Here is a 17,551-nt window from a genome sequence, read left to right on the forward strand (position 1 = left end):
ATTTTAGACTCCGCTATTTTGCAACGACTGAGACTGATGAACTGTAATGGCATGCGTAAAATAAGAAAACCAACGCTCTAGATGTTGACTGTTCAATGAAGACACTTCGAGAACGGGCGCATCGTTGCCCACTTTACGAAATGATTCAATCGCGCGAGGTACATTGAATTCATCGTGAAATTGCAAGTAATCGGTCTTAGAAATAAGCATGACATCCGCGGCACGAAACATCACTGGGTACTTTTCAGGCTTATCATCACCTTCTGGCACAGACAGCAAAATAATGTTTAAGTGCTGTCCTAAATCAAAACACGCTGGACAAATCAAATTGCCAACATTCTCTATAAACAAAACGTCTAGTTTTTGTAAGCTAAATCTTCCAAGTACCTTTTGCACCATACTGGCGTCCAAGTGACACCCTTGGCCCGTGGCGATTTGCTCCGCCTGCACGCCATGACGTCTAATTCTATTTGCGTCATTTTCAGTTTCGAGGTCGCCTTCAATCACCGCCATCGCGTATTGCGACTTAAGTGCACGTATCGTTTCTTCAAGTAGCCGGGTTTTTCCACTGCCAGGGGATGACATCAAATTAATCACCAGTACATTATGTGCGTCAAATAAAGCACGGTTTGCTATCGCTTGGCTGTCATTGTCGCTTTTTAAATTTGCGTGTACCTCAACGATATTTGCTGATGGCTTGTCAGTTTTCTCTGATTTTACTTGCGTTTCGCAACCACAGTTACCGCACATGTTTTCTCTCCTTTGATTCTGTAACATTGTCAGGTGCGATAAACTCTATTCGTTGCAAAATAAACTCATCGCCCTCAATGAGATCGGTTTGCCAAGCACCGCAGCTTGCACATAGGATATGATTCACCGAAACTCGGCTGAATTCGCCACACAATTTACAGCGTATCTTGATAGCGCTTGTGTCAATTCTAAGCGTTGCCTGATCGCCAATGGTGTGAGTTCTGCACGCCAAGAACGCATGGTGCAGCAAGTCAGGCTCAACACCTGACAGTGGGCCGACTTTGACGTGAACCAGACTGACAGACTTATCCATGTTTGCTCGCTGGTGAACAGCGACTGTGTCAAGCAAGCTATAGCAAAGACTAAATTCATGCATCGTAAGCAATGACCTGATCGAGCATCTCCCATGTCACCTGTGCTTCATCATAGGTGATCACTTGGAGAGCATAACCAACATGTACCATCACATAGTCGCCAACTTTGACCTCTAGCCCTTGCACTAAATGTAAACTCACCTCGCGAGAGACACCTTTCGCTTCACACGTTGCGTTAAAGCCTTTAATTGCACTGACTTTCATGGGGATAGCGAGACACATTACTGCTTCACCCGTTCATAGGGCCTACTTGCTCTAGCTCGATAAATGAACAGTGCAACGGTGACAAGCACGATTGTTGACACCAGCGAGCCCAAAAGTAGTGAATGATCGCCTTGATGACCCGGGTGTGCATAACTAACGGGTGAACCTACCACCAGATAGAAAAAGGCGATTAAAGAAGTAACTGACTTTCTAATACTATTTTTGATTTTCATAATATTCCTCAAGTAAGGTTAACGAACTTTTAGACGCAAATGCTCTTCCCCTGTTTCGTCCATTACGTGCACGGCACATGCTAAGCAGGGGTCAAAACTATGAAGTGTTCGCAAAATCTCTAAAGGTTGGTCAGGATCATGTAGCGTATGTTTATCTTGCAGAGCGGCTTCATAAGCACCTGCCTGTGAGTTGGGATCTCGAGGTCCAGCGTTCCATGTCGTAGGCACGACACATTGGTAATTCTCAATTTTGCCATTTTGCATGACCAACCAATGCCCCAACGCGCCACGAGGCGCTTCCATCACGCCTACCCCCTGGCCTTTAATTGGCCAATTGGTAGGGGCAAAATACAGAGGGTTAAACGTATCGGTATCGCCCTTAGCGATATTATCCAATAGTTGGTCATACCAAGACTGTAGCTGGTTAACCACAATTTTAGTTTCCACTGCTCTGGCGAGCGTCCTACCGAGTGTGGAGAAAAGTGCAGAGGGCTCTAAATCCAAGATAGAAAGAGAGCGATTAACGATGTCTTGCGCAGCGGCATCTTTTTTAGCATACATCATTAGCACGCGAGCCAGCGGTCCCACCTCCATCGCATGGCCTTTCCAACGCGGACTTTTTAACCATGAATATTCAGCCCCTGTATTTAGGTGCTTGTAAGGCGGTTTCGGACCAGTATACTCGAGTGTCGTTTGTCCATTAAAAGGGTGTAAACCACTTGTGTTCCCTCCACTATATCGATACCAGGAGGAAGAGACGAATTCTTGAATTTCAGAGGGATCATTTAGGTCAACGTCATGCACTTTACTCAAGTCTCGACCAAGTATTGCACCTCGTGGAAACAAGAAAGAACCAGGGTCATCCATTGATGTCATGGGTAAGTCTCCATAGGTAAGAAAGTTACCCAGCCCTTCCCCTCGTGTCCCCCACTCTTTATAATAACTCGCAATCGCTACAATATCGGGGTAATACACCTGATCGACGAAGCTCTTCATTTGCGTGATAGCATCTTGTAGTTGCACTAATCGACGCGTGTTAATGCCTGTTGACGCATTGAGATTAATCGGTGAAGGCACGCCGCCAACGACAAAATTAGGATGAGGGTTTTTCCCTCCAAATATGGTGTGAACTTTAACAACATCACGCTGCCACGTTAGCGCATCTAAATAATGTGCTAATGCCATCAAGTTAACTTCAGGTGGCAGTTTATAGCCAGGATGTCCCCAATAAGCGTTACTGAATATCCCTAGCTGCCCAGACTCAACCAGCGTTTTGACTTTTTGCTTCATGTCTTTGAAATATCCCGGCGATGAACGAGGATAGTCACTCAATTGACCGGCGAGCGCAGCGGTTCTCGTTGGATCTGCATCTAGCGCAGAAACAACGTCAACCCAATCCAGGGAATGCAAGTGATAAAAATGCATCACGTGATCATGCACATATTGGGTTGCAATCATGATGTTCCTGATCAGTTGTGCATTTTGTGGGATAGCCATTTCCGCTTCACTCAGAACGCCTATTGGCGCACGTGACTGTCGGTGCCCTTTTTTACCATGTTGCATCGGTCCTTTTGGCATAGATGTCATGGAGGGCTTTCCAATGGCAACCCCTAATTTTGCGTTTGACCGCCAGGCCTTTCTTATTGCATCTTCGACAGCACGCACCGATGCCATACCATGCACCAGTGTGCAAACGCCACAGATACGTTGCGCAAAAGCCCAAGCGTCACGCGGATCTCTGCCTTGTAAAATCAGTTCAATTCCCCGAACAGACGTGCCCGATGAGAACGCCTGTTTGATGGTATTCCCATCCATTTCAGCTTCTATTCGAAGATGCCCTTCAATTCGAGTGATGGGATCGACGACTAACCGGTTGTTACTTGATGTCTTTTCCATGAGCCTTGCCTATTATCTTATGAGTTTTTCCCAGCATGCTTCTGTGCACCTTTGCCGGGTTTGGATTTGTACCGCTCCCATGGCCCCAGGGCTTGGTAAAAGCTGCCTTTATCCCAGAAATCGGGCTCAGAGCAACCAAGACACGGATGGCCAGATTCGATAGGAAAACTCGTGCCTTGATTCCATTTAACCGTTGCACATGCGTTAAAGGTTTCGGGCCCTTTACAACCAAGTTCGAACAAACACCACCCATTTTTTGCCCCCTCATCATCAAACGATTTTGCAAATTTACGTTGTTCAAAAAATGGGCGTCGATAGCATCTGTCATGGATGGTTTCACCAAAAAAGGCGAGTGGGCGTTGTAATGCATCGAGATCAGGGAAACGCTTAAACGTCAGGTAATGAACCAACACAGCTGTAATCGCGATAGGCAGTGGCGGACAGCCTGAAATGTTTACGATTGGCTTGTCTGTAATAATGTCGCTTACTGCCACTGCCCCCGTCGGATTTGGGTTTGCTTTAGGGATCCCGCCAAAAGACGCGCAGGTACCGATGGCAATAATACCCGCAGCATCTTTTGCCGATTCTCGCAGCATATCGACATTACTCATGCCACTGATCGTTGAGTATCCTGGGTTACCCATCGGAACCGAACCATCAACCAACAACAAATATTGCCCTTTGTGCGCGTTCATCGCCGCACGCCTAGCGTCTTCAGCTTGCTCTCCCGCAGCAGCCATTATCGTATGCTGATAATCCAACGAAATATGATCGAAAATAAGGCTTTCCAATGTGGGAGCATGAGAGCGCAATATTGCTTCGGTACACCCTGTGCACTCTTGAAAGGGCAACCAAATCACAGAGGGTCTTCTCGCATTGCCAAGGGCAGTCGCCAAATCGGCAACAGCGCTTTGCGGCAATGCCAGTAAAGACGCCGTTGTAGCGCAAAACTTAAGAAATGTGCGTCTTGAGATACCGGACGCTTGTAACTGCTTGTTTAATGTTGGTAGCGCCATTTCAATCCTCCTTAGCCGTTTCATCAGAAGATTGATGAGACAATGAATGGATGTCAGACACTATATTACTGAGCGATAACACCATATCTTCTGGCTGAGATTTTATGATTGGTGGACAGGTACAGATATGAACGTATTTGCCCATGATCTCCACATCTTCGTTATAGTGAATTTCAAGCCAAACGCCTGCGTAGCGTGATTCGATTAGCACCGTATCACCCAGCGCCTGAATATCAGCTTTAACCTCCCCATGCCCAAGAAAGGCTTCTAACTGCGCTTCTTCGCTAGCGCTTAAAGGCAATCGTCGCAGATCAATCGTGGTTTGTTCTTGTCGTTCAATTAACTGAGACAACGCATGACGTATCTGATGCAAAAGCGGCATTACGTTGCCCGTTTTTTCAGCATTTGATGTCATAAAAATGAGTTCTTCGGTCATCGTGCCTCCTTTTTGGTTGCCGGTTTATAGGCCTGAACGTCATCGCTTGATAAGCAAGCAAATGCGATATCGATGATCGATGATAACGCTGCATTTACCTTTGGACTTAAAGAGGTTCCCCACTCTATCGCCTCAGGCTCTACGCCAATTAACGTCACCGCAGAAGGTTTTGAATATAACGTTTGGCTGGTCAACAATGTATCGCGTAACGTGATCTGGTGAACGGAGTGGGTCGTCGCTTGCTTAAACTGATCCGCAATTGCCTCGTCCTTAAACACTCTCACCGTACCAGGCGAACAGCGCATGTAGGCCGCGTCGATGACTATCGTATGATCGGAACTCGCAACCCACTCCAAAAGTTCATAGCTCAGTGTCCCAGCGTCAATGCAAGATACATTTGAATAAGACTTTAGCAGGGGTTGCAGAGCACGAACCGCGTGCACACCAACGCCATCATCTCGCTGCAGTAGATTTCCAACACCAATAATAGCGTAGCGCTTAGCCGCGTTTTTGATTTGGTCAATTGGTGGTGTAGTTTCTAGTGATAGCATCGGTATTTTCCTTATTAGCTATGAGGTGCTGGAATTGACCAGCCAATCACAAAGAATAAACAGAGAACGATCACCGATAGACCAAGTAATTTTGTTGACCTAATGCGTTGACCTGTGCTTTGACGCATCACGAGTTTGACCGCGATTATTGTTTGGATCAGGTAATAAAGTGCAAACCCTTTTGAAGCGAGATTAATAATTTCAAATACGTTGGATGACCAAACTAATATACCTGCGATGACGATGACTAAAACGTAGTAAAATTGTGGGGAGATAGGTAAATGGAAAAGCTCTTTTAAGAGGCCTCCGCCACCGATAGTATCGGCTAATGCTGCACTTAACTGACTTGCCGTGGCGGCAACCAGTAATAAAATTGGCAATACCCATATTGCTTGCCCTAGGGTGTAGCTAATCGTTGTTTCGTTTAATTCCGTGATCGGAAAATCCAGAAAAATAGGACACGTTAGACCGATAAAAACAACATAGAGAAAAATAGCGATCCACTGAGCATAACGACTCGCTTTAATGCGCTGTTCTGGCGTGTAGTTATTCCCCATAAAACGGGTTGTCTCGAACCCTTGCGTTACCATGAGCATGCCTGCGAGCATGCTAACAGTTTCAAAATGGCTCAATGCCTGTATCGCTTCATGTTGAAACCAAGCACTTTGTACTTGTATGTCGTAGGTTGCCAGCGCTGCGAGCACACCTACTATAATAGCCAACTTTATTGTCACGGCGAATAGCTCAATGGTCTCTAGCCCCCTAGCACCTCGAAGCCAAGCGACCACCATAATGATGACAAGCAACCCACTGGTAAACAGTTTGATGTACGTCGTATCAGAGATTGATAAACGATCAAAAACAAACGCTGCAAACAAACTAATATAAAAAGCCACGGAAATGGCATATGCCGCACCAAGCGCCCATTGACTTGCTTTTTCAAGCGTCACAATACTGCTTTGTTGATTGCTAGCTAGCTCAGGTTCTGCATGGCGTATATTGAAGCGAATAACCGACCCCAGCGCATATGCCAGAATGGACAACAACACTATTCCAAGCAGTGCCCATTTCCCCATTACCGAATGCAGCAGTGGTGCAATGATCAAAAAGCCGCTACCAATAATGGAAGCCAACGGTGTGACTGTTGCCCGCCATTGGACAGATTGTCGTAAGCGAGGCAGAAACAATACTATTGCGATCAGCACCGAGGTTGCGAGCGCAATGGAATTTGTGATCACAGTTTGTACCCCTTAATGGTGTTTATACCATCCGGCACGCTTAATATCGTTCCAGGACGTAGATTGATGACAGGCATAGCATTCCTCAACTTTAGCTTTAGGCTCGCCTGCCACTTTGGCGGAAATCATTTTAAAATGCTGCATATAGTGACTGGGCGGCGCTTCATGACATTGATTGCAATCACGTGATTGACTCGACGGGTGAATAAACTTTGGCAGTGACCATTTGTCTGTGCTGTGACACTGCACGCAATCCTCTCCAAATAGACCTAAATGGCGATCATCGTTGTTGTGACATTGCGTACAATTTAATAAGGCTTCTTTATCACTGACCTCAGGGTGCACAAACAAGGGATCAGGAGTCTGTTTATTCGCTAGTATGTTCTCCAAAAACGCCATGGTGGCAGCGCCCTCGTCAAACGGGACATTTGGGTTGGGGAGCATATTGAAACCAATGTCGACTAACGCTATATGGCTCATAAGCGAAATATTGGCCGATTCACCTTTGTGCTCTACATGGCAACTTGCACATTCTTTGATGTCGGTATGAAATGCAGTGGGTTGACGCGCTACGATATGCGTATCATTTGCATGACACGCCACACATTTGTCACGCTCAACGCCCTTCACCGGCGTGTGACAACTCAAACAATCATCCGCGAGAAAGGCATGTGCCTTACTGAGTGAACCGGGTTCAACCATTTTTTCCCATGGAATTTGTGCGCTATCTTCAGGCATATGAATGAAATGACTGACGCCAAAGCCAGCAGCAACTAAGCCAAGAACGATTATTATCCATTTCATCATAACCAGCGCAGTCCAAAGTAAACTTCACTGAAAATGTGAAAAAACAGGACTACATAAAGTGTCATTGAAATCACGATGTGAAATTTTAACCAACGAGCAAACCACACCTTCGCGGTGTCATGAATGAGAATGCTGTACTCAACATCGGAAATTGTATCAATGATGGACAGAACCTGGCTTTCTTGTTTGAACAATTTGCTTTGTGCTGAAGTAGGCACATTTAACGTGATGTAAGGAATATGTCGTGCGGATGTTTGGGCAAACGTCGAATATCTGACATCACAGACTGCGTCTTTCAACGCCTGTTTTGCGTTAGAAAGCGCAACGTGGAGTTCATTTACTTGACGTTTTTTCTCTTTCACATTCGATGAAATAAGACCGAGTACATATCGACCCACAAACCCACTGATCACAACGACCATCATAAAGATAACTAGCGAAACTCCAGTAGCACTATCAAAACGATGGGCGCTATGGATCAGCGCTAGAATAGGCCCCAGCACACCAGCATAGATATGTATACGCAGGAGCGTTGGCATAGCGATGTGCTTCGTCACGACTTTCTTAAGTGATTTGTTACGCTTAATGATCATGTATACCAATGGGATAAGCATTAATACCGAAGCGCTTAAACCCAGGCCAAATCCAATAAAACTGCCTGGGAATGCTGGGTCTCTATGCCATACAAAACCGAGCCATAGCAGGATCATTAGGACAACCAAGCTGCTTACAATTGTGCGCTCTTGAGAATTCATTAAGCCTCAATCTCCACATCAGATTTAGGGATAGCTTGGCACGCCAGAATATACCCACTGATCTTATCTTCAGGTTCCAGCCCATCATCAACCTCCATATCGACGTCACCACGTAGCAGTTTCACCTTACAACTCCCGCACGAACCCGCTCTGCATGAATTCTCTATATCTACATCGAGTCCATCAGCGACGTCTAATACGGTCTCATCCGGACCCGCGTGGGCTTCGACGTCTGAAAGACTAAACCGTACTTGTCTGTTGTTGCCTGCGTTGGTGTTAGTGGCTAATTGAGGTTTAACGGGGGCGGGCTTTGGTTTAGCAGCCCCAAACGCTTCGGTTTTAATATGCGTGTCAGGCATACCCAATTCGGCTAGCATTTCTTTCGTTGCATCCATCATTGCAGGAGGACCACAAATATGCGCAGTTTTTGAGGCAATATCTGGCACAAATTCGTTTATCATTGCGGATGAGAAGCGGCCTTGGGGACCCATCCAGGATGTACCCTCTGCTTGAGTCATACTGACCAGTACTTTTAACCGAGGGTGACGTGCTTGCAGATATTTTAATTCCTGCTCAAAAATAAAGTCGTTGGACGTTCGCGTACAAAACAGAAAATAAATATCACCGTCCCAGCACGTCGTCGTTAAGTAGCGGACAGCGCTCATCATCGGTGTGATCCCCACTCCCCCAGAAATCAACACAACGCTGTTTGCACCATGACCATTGAAATAAAATTTACCGCCGGGGGCTTTAATTGAAAGCGTATTTCCTACCTCAACCGCGTCATGCATAAAACGAGAAACCACACCGAACTCCTCTCGTTTTATCGTAACTTCAAAGTAATAATGTTCAGTGGGCGATGATGCAATGGTGTATGAGCGCTTAACTGGCTTTTCAATACCATCGATGGTCAGTGAGAACGTGACAAATTGACCTGGTTCAAAATCAAATGGAATGGTTTGTCCATCTGGGCTGGCTAGACGTAACGTTTTAACATCATGGGTTTCATTAAAAATCGCGGTTACTACCATATCGCCACTAAACGTGCCCTTGCGCGGTGAGGCAGTGGATGACAATGCTGGCTCGCTAATTTGCGCAGGTGCCGAAGTATGTTGCTGGGCAGGCGGAATAGACTCGGCAACAGAGGAAACTTTTGTCGTTGGCGCTGATGTGCTTGCGGCGTCAGTAGACTTAAGCTCTTCGAGCAGAGCGGCAGCTCTGCGCATCTTAAATCCATACACATACACCATAACGATTGTAAATATGAGTAAAACAAGCATCACTGCGGTGTGCAACGGTGTCATACCAAATAGGGTTGAAGTACCATTTTCCGGCGCACTGGGAAGCAAATTCATTTGTGACTTGAACCAGGTTAATGCCACTCTTCGCGGTTCTTGCCCGTCTTGTATGGCACGTTTCGCGGCAAGACCACTGTCAAAATGTGCTATACCCTCTTTAACTGTTTCAACAGCCATTTGCATTTGGGAATAGTCTTCAGTGGCAGCTGCGCGGGCAAGCCAATCAAAACCTGTAGCCAGTTGCTCACTTCCGTGTTGCATCCTTGCGGTTGCTTTACTCAGAACAGTCTCTCTTTGTTCGGGTGTGGCTGAATGCATGCGCATTAACGTGGGATAGAGATCTTTAGGTTTGGGTGCACCCATTTTCTCCATCATTTTATCCATGCCTTTTGCCATACCGGGTCCCATCATGGCGCCAGCATTGCGCGGCGCTCCTTTACCTTGTGTAGCAGTCGGCAAAACATCCGTATTAGCGTTGACAGTGGGATCATTGGTTGCTTCAGGATGGTGGCTCGCATGCTCACTATCCTCTGGCTGTTGCTGTGCGTAACTGCTCGTCGTTGCGAATAACAGCATAACGTTCAGAATGACGGCGTAACGTAGAAAAAATGATGTGTGTGGCCACCACATGCTCATAACTCACCTGTTTGTTCGGCCATCCACAGGCTATTTATCTTCGCGATCTGAGAGGGCGTTAATACTGATACCGCTTTCCCTACCGATGTAATAAACTGCAGCCGTAAGGCGCTGTTTGTGGCTTCTATTTCAGTAATGGTGTCTTTGATATTGTCGTATTGAGGTAGCCCCTTAGCGGTCAATTCCCACAACGATGCTTCTAACGCACTTCGCTGCTGCGTAAGGCTTTGTTGAGTAGACTCCCACTCAGTTTGGATCGTGAGAAGCGTTTGGTACTGACCATCGGTCAATTCGAGTGGCTCTTTGTGGTTTAAGAAAAAAGCTTGCTCTCCAACGTGGTATAAATGCAGCGCTCCACTGACACCGGGTAAGCTTTCATTTGATGGAGAACCAGATATCTGTGTATTATTTTGTTCAGGTGGTGTACCCATCATTGAGCTGTTTTTCATCATCATCTTGCACATCATTCCCATGCACGATTTCCCGCGCATTAGCATCATGCCTTTATTCTTACTCTTTCCCATTTTCATTGTGTTTTTTGCAGAAAGTGGCATTGATGATGTATTGAGTGAAACACTGGTATCACTCGGATTAACACTCTCATTGCTTTTTGGCTGGGTCGCTAATGAATTGTCTAACGAGCGCAAAGCGGTTTGGATTTTAGCGAAGTCATCAACGTTTAACGCAGGCTGAGTATCTTTAGTTTCTGATGAATTGGTTTTTTTGTCTGGCTCCGTACTTTGCGGTACCGCTGAGCACGCGGTTGTGAATAAGACACTCGCTAATACCAGCGTCACAATAGCCGCTATACGGTAGGGTTGGTGATAAATTCTATTATTCACAACGGCACACTCCTAATTGAAATATCAATCAAAAACCACGGTCAAACTCGACCATGTCATAACGCGTAATTTCGCCATCTAGCACTGTGGCTTCCGCGAAGTGCTCATCCTTAGTTTTTCCAAGGCGAATTTTCCCAACGAACTCTCGTGAATAGCCGTCTTCACCTTCTGAGATTGCAGTAGCGTCGTAGACAGTTCTATAGACATTAAAAACTTGATGTTCCTTCAAACCATCCGTGTCAGATACACATACCACTACTTGCTTATCATCGACTGTAACAACCTGCCCACTCATGATGTAGTCGTGATAAATCTGGCTTGCGCAGCCGCCGAGTAGTCCAACTGACAAGACTACAATTGAAAAAAACTTAATTAATTTATTCATGTAAAATTCCTGCAATTATTGAAATAAGCGAGACAGCAGATCTCCTCCTGCCTCGTAACGTGGTGATTAGTTCTTTTTGTGCTTATGTATAGGTTTAGACTTTTCAGCGGTGTGCCCCATCATTTGGCTCATCATGTCTTCCATCATCGACATACGCTGTTCCATCATTTTCATTTTGTCTTCGGTGGACATATCACTGTGTTTGTGTTTCATTCCCTTCTCGCCTTTCATTCCTTTTCCCGCTTTCATCCCCATCGAGTCGCTTCCTTCCATCATGCCCATCATGTCTTGCATCTTTTGGGCATGCTCATGCAACATGGCATCGCGCTTCTCCGGATCCGATTCACTCTTAACGGCATCCAAGACCGCGCGCATTTCTTCCATATGCGTCTGCATTTTTTGCATCATCTGACCGTCCATCATCGGCATATCAGATTTGTCAGTGTGTTGATGTGCAAAAGACGTCGCAATTGGCGCAGCAACTAAAGCACTGGCCAGTAATAGTGAAGTAAGCTTTTTCATAATAATGTTTCCTTGGGTTATGCTCAGTTGAGCGTTTCAGGTTTAAAATTTACGTCTTGTCACCTTAATCCTATGTCTTAGACTCAGGTCAATAGGCTACTTGGACGATAAAAACTCGGCTAAAGCTTCAAGCTCATCATCTGTAATCGGCATTTGCGGCATTGCAGACGACGAGTTATTAAATTGAGGCTCTTTAACTTTGCGCAAAAAGAATGCCCTGCCTTTTTCGCTGATAACATTATCCAGCGATGGACCGAGCGTTCCGCCTGCGCCTTGCACTTGATGACACCCCTGACAGCCATAGCGAGTGAGCACCTCTTTTGGGTCAGCAGCAAGATTGACAACCTCCTTCACGTTCATTGCTTGAGCAGGTGTTGTAGCAATTTCCATAAATTCGAGAATGGCCTGTACTTCGGCACCCGTCAGGTTTGCCTTTTCTCGCATGTGGGGCATAATGACTTTCCATTCACTCATGGAAAATTCTTGAATTGGCCGACTGTTATGACATCGTGCGCAGTTGTTGTTGATCAATTCTGCACCTGACAATGGCTCGGTACTGCTTACGTGAAGCGAGGTCAACAAGGTGGCGAACAAAACAAAAATGGTAACGGTTAATTGGTTTTTCATCATTAGCCCTCCTAAAAGCCATAGCTGAATTGCACAGCGAAACGTTTGTCATCTGGACCATCAACGACATCAGTATCCTCATAACCCACTTTGATAACTGAACGAGGATCTAACCAGTAGTTAACACCGACCATCCAACGTTCAGCTTCTTCTACTTTTTTGGTTTGAGCATGTTCAATGACAATTTCAGTGCTGCCGAGCCCATCAAATACGTGACCTATAAAAAATGTCCCTTGTAAAAACCACCCATTGCGGGAAAACGAATCGATAACATCTTCGTGATCTCTCTCAACAAACGCATCGGTTTCCGTGCGAATGTACTCGCCTCTTAAAATAGCGTGTGTACTGATCAAGTTGATGTCTACACCATTGGCCTTAATGTCTAATTGCCCATTTTCGTCATAGGCCCCTTGATAATAAGAGGTACCGATTTCTATCGACGGGAGCAGCGCTACGGCAATTCGGCCGCCAAAGGCTTTATTGCTATTGTTATCAGAGCTTGTCGCTTCAAACTCGACCTCAGGAAACGCTTCTCCATGTTCATCCTCATCTGCATCAAGATCTATCGACGCGGCGGGTGAAAATAAGCGAGCCAGTGCAATATCATGGTCGTCGTCCACTTCTTCTTCGTCATGCTCCGCTTCTGACCGAGGTCCGTTTGTCATAAAGACATCAAGAAACACTTTGGCTGAGCCCACTTGATAAACTTGTTGAGCTGCAACACCAACATCGCTCAATATAGGCAGCATGGGATCCATTGCTTGGCTAGAGCCATGCGCGCCATATATTCCAGGCGTCCAGATGCTGCGGTTGATCCAACTGGGATGCCAATTGGCACTAAATTGTCCAAATGGCAGTAGAAATTTACCTGCCGTAATGGTCGTGTTGTCGTTTAAAAAGTAGTGAATATCCGCGTATTCAAGTTCAGTTTCCGTTTCTCCATCTGCATTTAATCCAACCTCAAGCTCAGCTTCTACGTGCATCTTGTCATTTAGACTAAGTAAGAAAATCGGCACAAAACGCGCCGAAAACGCATCAGTACCAGCCACATCGGCACTTTCGTATTTTACATCACCATACCCGACAAAGACGAAACGCTCACTCGATTCAGCCGCGTATAGAGGCTGCGAGATCATAAGCCCAGCGGACAAGATGGTTGCCAGTCGTAGTGTTTTTTTCATTCGCATAGCAGTTTCCAGTATGTACTGTCGTGATTACTAACTTAGGTGTGCGGCAACATAAGCGCCGCTCTAATCTTCTTTGGAATTACGTATACATTAGGAATGCTATGGGGGGGCGGTCATCCGGTGGGATTGAGCGTTTTAACGTGACATACACCTCAATGAAACTATCTGTTTCAATTTCCACAGGCATAAGCCAAGGTGATAGTGCGATAATGGCTAACGATACGTTCGAGTTAGCATTGTCCGAGTAAAAGCAATCAGGGCAATAACACGCTTGTAATGATCCGGTATTCGAACGTTCCGTCGTAGCCTCATCGTCCACGTTATGTGTATAAGCGTGTGCATGAAATCCGACGTCTTCAAATGCATGCGCACTTACTGATACAGAATTGATCAGTAATATGGCAATACAAAATAATGATGTCGTAAATTGTTGCACCCAAATTTCCCCTTTGCTTTTTACAAGTTTAATCCTATAAACCACAGCATAAATGTAATTGATTTGGATCAAATCCTCACAACAATCGGATTACAGTATCATTACAATTCTGTAATCAAATCATTAACTTATTTATCCTTAATGCAAAGTTATCTATTCTCGAACTCGGTTAGTTGACCTCATCTAGATTGCTCTAAAGCAATATGTTTGGGGGGGCTTTTTTTGACTGGGTGAATGGATAACAAGAAATGATGAAGGACAAAGTTGCAGTAATTACCGGTGCAGGTTCAGGCATTGGATTGGCATTAACCAATCAGTTTTTATCAATGGATGATCACACGTTTGTAATTGCAATAGGTCGACAGAGCTCTGAATTGAGAGCGCTTTGTGAAAAGTTTAATGCTCGACTTGTCATCAAGCACATCGATTTCAATCACACAGGGGCAACAAAAAGAATCGAACAGGCGCTCGGGAAATACGAACGCATTGATTATTTAGTGCACTGCGCAGGAAGTGTTATACCGCTGAAACGTATCCACTCAATCGACTATGAAGATTGGTGTGCAACACAAAAAGTGAATAGTGATATCCCGTTTTTAATAACAAAATTATGCCTAAACAAGTTCAAGCATAGCCGTGTACTTTTTTTGACAAGCGATCAACCTGTAACGGCTGTTGAAGGTGCATCAGCATACTGCGTGAGTAAAGCAGCTATACAAATGATGTGTGATTGCTTTAGAAAAGAAATTAGTCATGATATCGCGGCTTTTGCCACAGTGGCCCCAGGGAACGTCGATACGCCGATGCAAAAAAAAATACGAGAGGTATCCAGCGACGTGTTGCCGATGTCAGTGCTTTTAAGAGATATGCATAAAGAAAGCAAACTGCTTCCGCCCCACTTAGTGGCCGAATACCTCTGCCAACTACTAACTCGTATCGACGTTAAGACGTTTGGAGCAACACAGTGGAACGTATTACGAAGCGCAGTTAAAGAGCCGCAACGACCATTGAATGCCAATAGCAATATTTTAACGACAGTGGATAAAGCTTCCTTGCAGTATCTACAAGACAAAATTGATGGCGATGTCTGGGCAACTGGAAGCAAGGAGTATACGTTGCGGCGTCGTGTATTCAATCAAGCCATTTCGCATTTTCCGATTGGGATAGTCGTGCCTCAATCAGAAGCTGATATTGTCAAAATAATCGACTATGCAAACAGGCAAAATTTACAGATTTCTATTAAAGGGGCTGGACATGGTGTAACCGGTGCGGCCGTCATTAATGGTGGGATAGTGATTGATATGTCAACCTTTCAAAGTATAGAACTTTGTGCGGATGGCCAATCAGTTAAAGTCGGTGCCGGCGTTAGAAATCGAGATCTGGATAGATTTTTGTCACATCATAATAAAGTGGTGCCTTTGGGTACCTGCCCGGATGTAGGTGTTGTTGGAGCTACATTAGGCGGCGGTATTGGTTTTTTATCACGTAAATATGGTTTAAGTTGTGACAATGTCTTGGCATTTAACTTGATCAGCGCGGACGGCCAGCAAAGGGTTGTCAGCGCCAGCGAGCATACAGATCTTTTTTGGGCATTACGAGGTGGCGGAGGTGCTCAATTTGGGGTGATCACCGACATAACCTTCAGTTTACACCCTGCACCAGACTCTATTGAAGGTGGGATCATTGAATGGCCAATCCACAAGGCAAATGGGATATTGACACACTATAGCGAAACAGTTTTACAGGGACCGAGAACACAATTTCTGTATGCATACATCGCTCGTTCAACCGCGAAACAAGCAAAAATATCAATTATGGGATTTAGTGATGACCCAGACACTAGCCTGCATGATATTACAAGTTGGGAAACGGATGCTGACATATCCATCACGCACAAACAATACACTGAATGCCAATCCAATAATTATGAGCAAGGGCATGCGTTATACTGGCGCAATGGGATCATTGAGGGCGCACTGACACAAGACTTTATTACAACTGTGTTGCAGTGCTTTCAGTCCTGCCCTGACAATGCAGGAGGCATAATGCTGGATCCGTTATGTGGTGCAATACAAGACGTTGGCGCTCACGAAACCGCATTCATCCATCGCAATGCCTCGTTTGTTTGCAGTATCACCGGTGTAACGCCGGCTGATCAGGTCAATAACGAAGTAACAGAATGGGTTGATCAAACCTACGCGCGATTATCCCCATTTTTTAACGGCTATGCCTACCAAAATTACGACATGGGTAAGGACTTTCCATTGATTGGTTACTATGGTCAGCACACACAACGTTTGATTGCGATAAAACAAAAGTTTGATCCTGAACTTAAATTTGCAGGCTCTCTGCAACGACATTTACAAAAAACTGTATAGCTGATGTAATAGCCTACCAGCGAGAGCTTTTCCAACGAATAACCAAGTTATCAATAAGGATATAAGCAGTGTTAAAATGGATGCTATTGTTTACCCTACTCGTCTCGAACAGTTGTTTTGCAGGCACGGACGATTATGTGCATGCTGACTTCTACAGGGGATTAGCAGGCCTTAAGCAACACGTAGACGAAATTAACCGAGATTTGCTGTTATTGGAAAATGCCACGCTATCCAGTGCTGAGGTCAACCGTCGGCTCGCGCGCATTGAACAAGAAATCGATGCTGTAAAAGCGTTATATGATAAAGCCTACTCTATGCCCCGCACACCGTTAAGCGCATCTGAGCTAGCACAAATAAAGCTATCACTGGATATTCTCGATATGCAAGAAATCCGCTCAAGACTGCAGTCCGACATAACGCAACAACATCAAAGTGTAAAATCGGAGACTCTGCTCGCTTCACGTGACTTTACGAACCAAGCAACACGCAATATGGCGACGAGTGCGTTAACACTTGCAGCCATCCTTGTAGCTGTCATTTCAGCCGTTATCGCATGGATGAATCACGTTCAAAGTAATCGAACCAAAGACGTAAAAGAAAAAGCAAAAGATGATTTGGAGAAACTTAAAGATGCAACTGATCAAGACTTAGTTGAATTAAGGGCGGTAACCCAACGTCAAATTTCAGCGATCACCGAACGACACCAACGCGATATTGATAGACTGACAGATGGGCATCAACAAAAAATAGAGCGTTTGGAGCAAATCAATTTAGAGAAAGTTCAAGATGCGGAAAATGCGTTCGATAAGCTAATGAGTGAAACGGAGACACAAAACGGACTGGTTTTTAAAAACTTGGCTATATCAATTTATCTTCGTCGTTTTTTAATTGAGGACGGTTATGTGTAGCGGCCTGACTTCTTATATCGCCTGACCCGACTTTATCCGCACATTCCGACCCGCAATCATTGATTCTATCCT

The 17,551-nt window shown here is 45.2% G+C and carries 20 protein-coding genes; 2 read left to right on the forward strand and 18 right to left on the reverse strand.

Going from position 1 to position 17,551, the window contains the following annotated elements; all coding sequences use genetic code 11:
* Positions 1 to 3: 3 nt before the first annotated feature.
* The 18 genes from hypB to KIU71_RS16580 form a co-directional block, all read right to left on the reverse strand.
* Positions 4 to 750, reverse strand: coding sequence for a hydrogenase nickel incorporation protein HypB (hypB, locus tag KIU71_RS16495; protein WP_214132431.1), 747 nt, complete (start codon positions 748 to 750; stop codon positions 4 to 6).
* A complete protein-coding gene (locus KIU71_RS16500; RefSeq protein WP_214132432.1) occupies positions 740 to 1,126 on the reverse strand; it encodes a hydrogenase maturation nickel metallochaperone HypA/HybF in 387 nt (128 codons plus the stop codon). Before KIU71_RS16500 ends, hypB begins: the two co-directional genes overlap by 11 nt.
* On the reverse strand, positions 1,119 to 1,346 hold the full coding sequence (locus tag KIU71_RS16505) for a HypC/HybG/HupF family hydrogenase formation chaperone (protein WP_214132434.1): 228 nt from the start codon (positions 1,344 to 1,346) through the stop codon (positions 1,119 to 1,121). The genes KIU71_RS16500 and KIU71_RS16505 overlap by 8 nt, the downstream gene beginning before the upstream one ends.
* On the reverse strand, positions 1,346 to 1,561 hold the full coding sequence (locus KIU71_RS16510) for a hypothetical protein (RefSeq protein WP_006991845.1): 216 nt from the start codon (positions 1,559 to 1,561) through the stop codon (positions 1,346 to 1,348). Before KIU71_RS16510 ends, KIU71_RS16505 begins: the two co-directional genes overlap by 1 nt.
* Positions 1,562 to 1,579: 18 nt before the next feature.
* Positions 1,580 to 3,457 carry a nickel-dependent hydrogenase large subunit gene (locus KIU71_RS16515; RefSeq protein WP_214132436.1) on the reverse strand — a complete coding sequence of 626 codons (1,878 nt, stop codon included), beginning with the start codon at positions 3,455 to 3,457 and terminating at the stop codon, positions 1,580 to 1,582.
* A 17-nt stretch (positions 3,458 to 3,474) separates the two neighbouring features.
* Positions 3,475 to 4,473 carry a hydrogenase small subunit gene (locus KIU71_RS16520; RefSeq protein WP_214132438.1) on the reverse strand — a complete coding sequence of 333 codons (999 nt, stop codon included), beginning with the start codon at positions 4,471 to 4,473 and terminating at the stop codon, positions 3,475 to 3,477.
* 1 nt (position 4,474) lies between these two features.
* Positions 4,475 to 4,909, reverse strand: a complete 435-nt coding sequence (locus tag KIU71_RS16525) for a hydrogenase expression/formation C-terminal domain-containing protein (RefSeq protein WP_006991848.1) — start codon at positions 4,907 to 4,909, stop codon at positions 4,475 to 4,477.
* Complete coding sequence (locus KIU71_RS16530) at positions 4,906 to 5,460, reverse strand: HyaD/HybD family hydrogenase maturation endopeptidase (protein WP_214132439.1); 555 nt, start codon at positions 5,458 to 5,460, stop codon at positions 4,906 to 4,908. The genes KIU71_RS16525 and KIU71_RS16530 overlap by 4 nt, the downstream gene beginning before the upstream one ends.
* Before the next feature lie 14 nt (positions 5,461 to 5,474).
* The gene (locus KIU71_RS16535) at positions 5,475 to 6,698 is read right to left on the reverse strand and encodes a hypothetical protein (RefSeq protein WP_214132442.1); all 1,224 of its coding nucleotides are present in this window, start codon (positions 6,696 to 6,698) and stop codon (positions 5,475 to 5,477) included.
* Between the two features lie 12 nt (positions 6,699 to 6,710).
* A complete protein-coding gene (locus KIU71_RS16540) occupies positions 6,711 to 7,505 on the reverse strand; it encodes a cytochrome c3 family protein (RefSeq protein ID WP_214132444.1) in 795 nt (264 codons plus the stop codon).
* Positions 7,502 to 8,260: a hypothetical protein gene (locus KIU71_RS16545; RefSeq protein WP_214132447.1), complete on the reverse strand. Its 759-nt coding sequence runs from the start codon at positions 8,258 to 8,260 to the stop codon at positions 7,502 to 7,504. The genes KIU71_RS16540 and KIU71_RS16545 overlap by 4 nt, the downstream gene beginning before the upstream one ends.
* Positions 8,260 to 10,194 carry a 2Fe-2S iron-sulfur cluster-binding protein gene (locus KIU71_RS16550; RefSeq protein ID WP_214132451.1) on the reverse strand — a complete coding sequence of 645 codons (1,935 nt, stop codon included), beginning with the start codon at positions 10,192 to 10,194 and terminating at the stop codon, positions 8,260 to 8,262. Before KIU71_RS16550 ends, KIU71_RS16545 begins: the two co-directional genes overlap by 1 nt.
* Complete coding sequence (locus KIU71_RS16555) at positions 10,191 to 11,036, reverse strand: hypothetical protein (protein ID WP_214132452.1); 846 nt, start codon at positions 11,034 to 11,036, stop codon at positions 10,191 to 10,193. The genes KIU71_RS16550 and KIU71_RS16555 overlap by 4 nt, the downstream gene beginning before the upstream one ends.
* A 28-nt stretch (positions 11,037 to 11,064) precedes the next feature.
* Positions 11,065 to 11,421: a hypothetical protein gene (locus tag KIU71_RS16560; RefSeq protein WP_006991855.1), complete on the reverse strand. Its 357-nt coding sequence runs from the start codon at positions 11,419 to 11,421 to the stop codon at positions 11,065 to 11,067.
* A 66-nt stretch (positions 11,422 to 11,487) separates the two neighbouring features.
* Positions 11,488 to 11,943, reverse strand: a complete 456-nt coding sequence (locus tag KIU71_RS16565) for a hypothetical protein (protein ID WP_214132453.1) — start codon at positions 11,941 to 11,943, stop codon at positions 11,488 to 11,490.
* A 96-nt stretch (positions 11,944 to 12,039) separates the two neighbouring features.
* Positions 12,040 to 12,573 carry a c-type cytochrome gene (locus KIU71_RS16570; RefSeq protein ID WP_214132455.1) on the reverse strand — a complete coding sequence of 178 codons (534 nt, stop codon included), beginning with the start codon at positions 12,571 to 12,573 and terminating at the stop codon, positions 12,040 to 12,042.
* A gap of 8 nt (positions 12,574 to 12,581) precedes the next feature.
* Positions 12,582 to 13,751: a porin gene (locus tag KIU71_RS16575; RefSeq protein WP_250207591.1), complete on the reverse strand. Its 1,170-nt coding sequence runs from the start codon at positions 13,749 to 13,751 to the stop codon at positions 12,582 to 12,584.
* Positions 13,752 to 13,836: 85 nt separating this feature from the next.
* Positions 13,837 to 14,193: a hypothetical protein gene (locus KIU71_RS16580; RefSeq protein ID WP_006991859.1), complete on the reverse strand. Its 357-nt coding sequence runs from the start codon at positions 14,191 to 14,193 to the stop codon at positions 13,837 to 13,839.
* A 248-nt stretch (positions 14,194 to 14,441) separates the two neighbouring features.
* On the opposite strand from KIU71_RS16580, the gene KIU71_RS16585 reads away from it, so the two are divergent.
* Complete coding sequence (locus KIU71_RS16585; RefSeq protein ID WP_214132458.1) at positions 14,442 to 16,571, forward strand: SDR family NAD(P)-dependent oxidoreductase; 2,130 nt, start codon at positions 14,442 to 14,444, stop codon at positions 16,569 to 16,571.
* Positions 16,572 to 16,639: 68 nt separating this feature from the next.
* Positions 16,640 to 17,479, forward strand: coding sequence for a hypothetical protein (locus KIU71_RS16590; RefSeq protein WP_250207592.1), 840 nt, complete (start codon positions 16,640 to 16,642; stop codon positions 17,477 to 17,479).
* Positions 17,480 to 17,551: the final 72 nt, after the last annotated feature.

The sequence above is a fragment of the Alteromonas oceanisediminis genome (assembly GCF_018474025.1).
Taxonomy (GTDB): Bacteria; Pseudomonadota; Gammaproteobacteria; order Enterobacterales; family Alteromonadaceae; genus Alteromonas_E; species Alteromonas_E oceanisediminis.

Excerpts from the sequence above, each read along its gene's own strand:
- KIU71_RS16560 (WP_006991855.1), bottom strand. The coding sequence starts at position 11,421 with ATGAATAAATTAATTAAGTTTTTTTCAATTGTAGTCTTGTCAGTTGGA.
- KIU71_RS16545 (WP_214132447.1), bottom strand. The coding sequence starts at position 8,260 with ATGAATTCTCAAGAGCGCACAATTGTAAGCAGCTTGGTTGTCCTAATG.
- hypB (WP_214132431.1), bottom strand. The coding sequence starts at position 750 with ATGTGCGGTAACTGTGGTTGCGAAACGCAAGTAAAATCAGAGAAAACT.
- KIU71_RS16530 (WP_214132439.1), bottom strand. The coding sequence starts at position 5,460 with ATGCTATCACTAGAAACTACACCACCAATTGACCAAATCAAAAACGCG.
- KIU71_RS16570 (WP_214132455.1), bottom strand. The coding sequence starts at position 12,573 with ATGATGAAAAACCAATTAACCGTTACCATTTTTGTTTTGTTCGCCACC.
- KIU71_RS16565 (WP_214132453.1), bottom strand. The coding sequence starts at position 11,943 with ATGAAAAAGCTTACTTCACTATTACTGGCCAGTGCTTTAGTTGCTGCG.
- KIU71_RS16540 (WP_214132444.1), bottom strand. The coding sequence starts at position 7,505 with ATGATGAAATGGATAATAATCGTTCTTGGCTTAGTTGCTGCTGGCTTT.
- KIU71_RS16550 (WP_214132451.1), bottom strand. The coding sequence starts at position 10,194 with ATGAGCATGTGGTGGCCACACACATCATTTTTTCTACGTTACGCCGTC.
- KIU71_RS16575 (WP_250207591.1), bottom strand. The coding sequence starts at position 13,751 with ATGAAAAAAACACTACGACTGGCAACCATCTTGTCCGCTGGGCTTATG.
- KIU71_RS16525 (WP_006991848.1), bottom strand. The coding sequence starts at position 4,909 with ATGACCGAAGAACTCATTTTTATGACATCAAATGCTGAAAAAACGGGC.
- KIU71_RS16585 (WP_214132458.1), top strand. The coding sequence starts at position 14,442 with ATGATGAAGGACAAAGTTGCAGTAATTACCGGTGCAGGTTCAGGCATT.
- KIU71_RS16505 (WP_214132434.1), bottom strand. The coding sequence starts at position 1,346 with ATGTGTCTCGCTATCCCCATGAAAGTCAGTGCAATTAAAGGCTTTAAC.
- KIU71_RS16515 (WP_214132436.1), bottom strand. The coding sequence starts at position 3,457 with ATGGAAAAGACATCAAGTAACAACCGGTTAGTCGTCGATCCCATCACT.
- KIU71_RS16500 (WP_214132432.1), bottom strand. The coding sequence starts at position 1,126 with ATGCATGAATTTAGTCTTTGCTATAGCTTGCTTGACACAGTCGCTGTT.
- KIU71_RS16520 (WP_214132438.1), bottom strand. The coding sequence starts at position 4,473 with ATGGCGCTACCAACATTAAACAAGCAGTTACAAGCGTCCGGTATCTCA.
- KIU71_RS16510 (WP_006991845.1), bottom strand. The coding sequence starts at position 1,561 with ATGAAAATCAAAAATAGTATTAGAAAGTCAGTTACTTCTTTAATCGCC.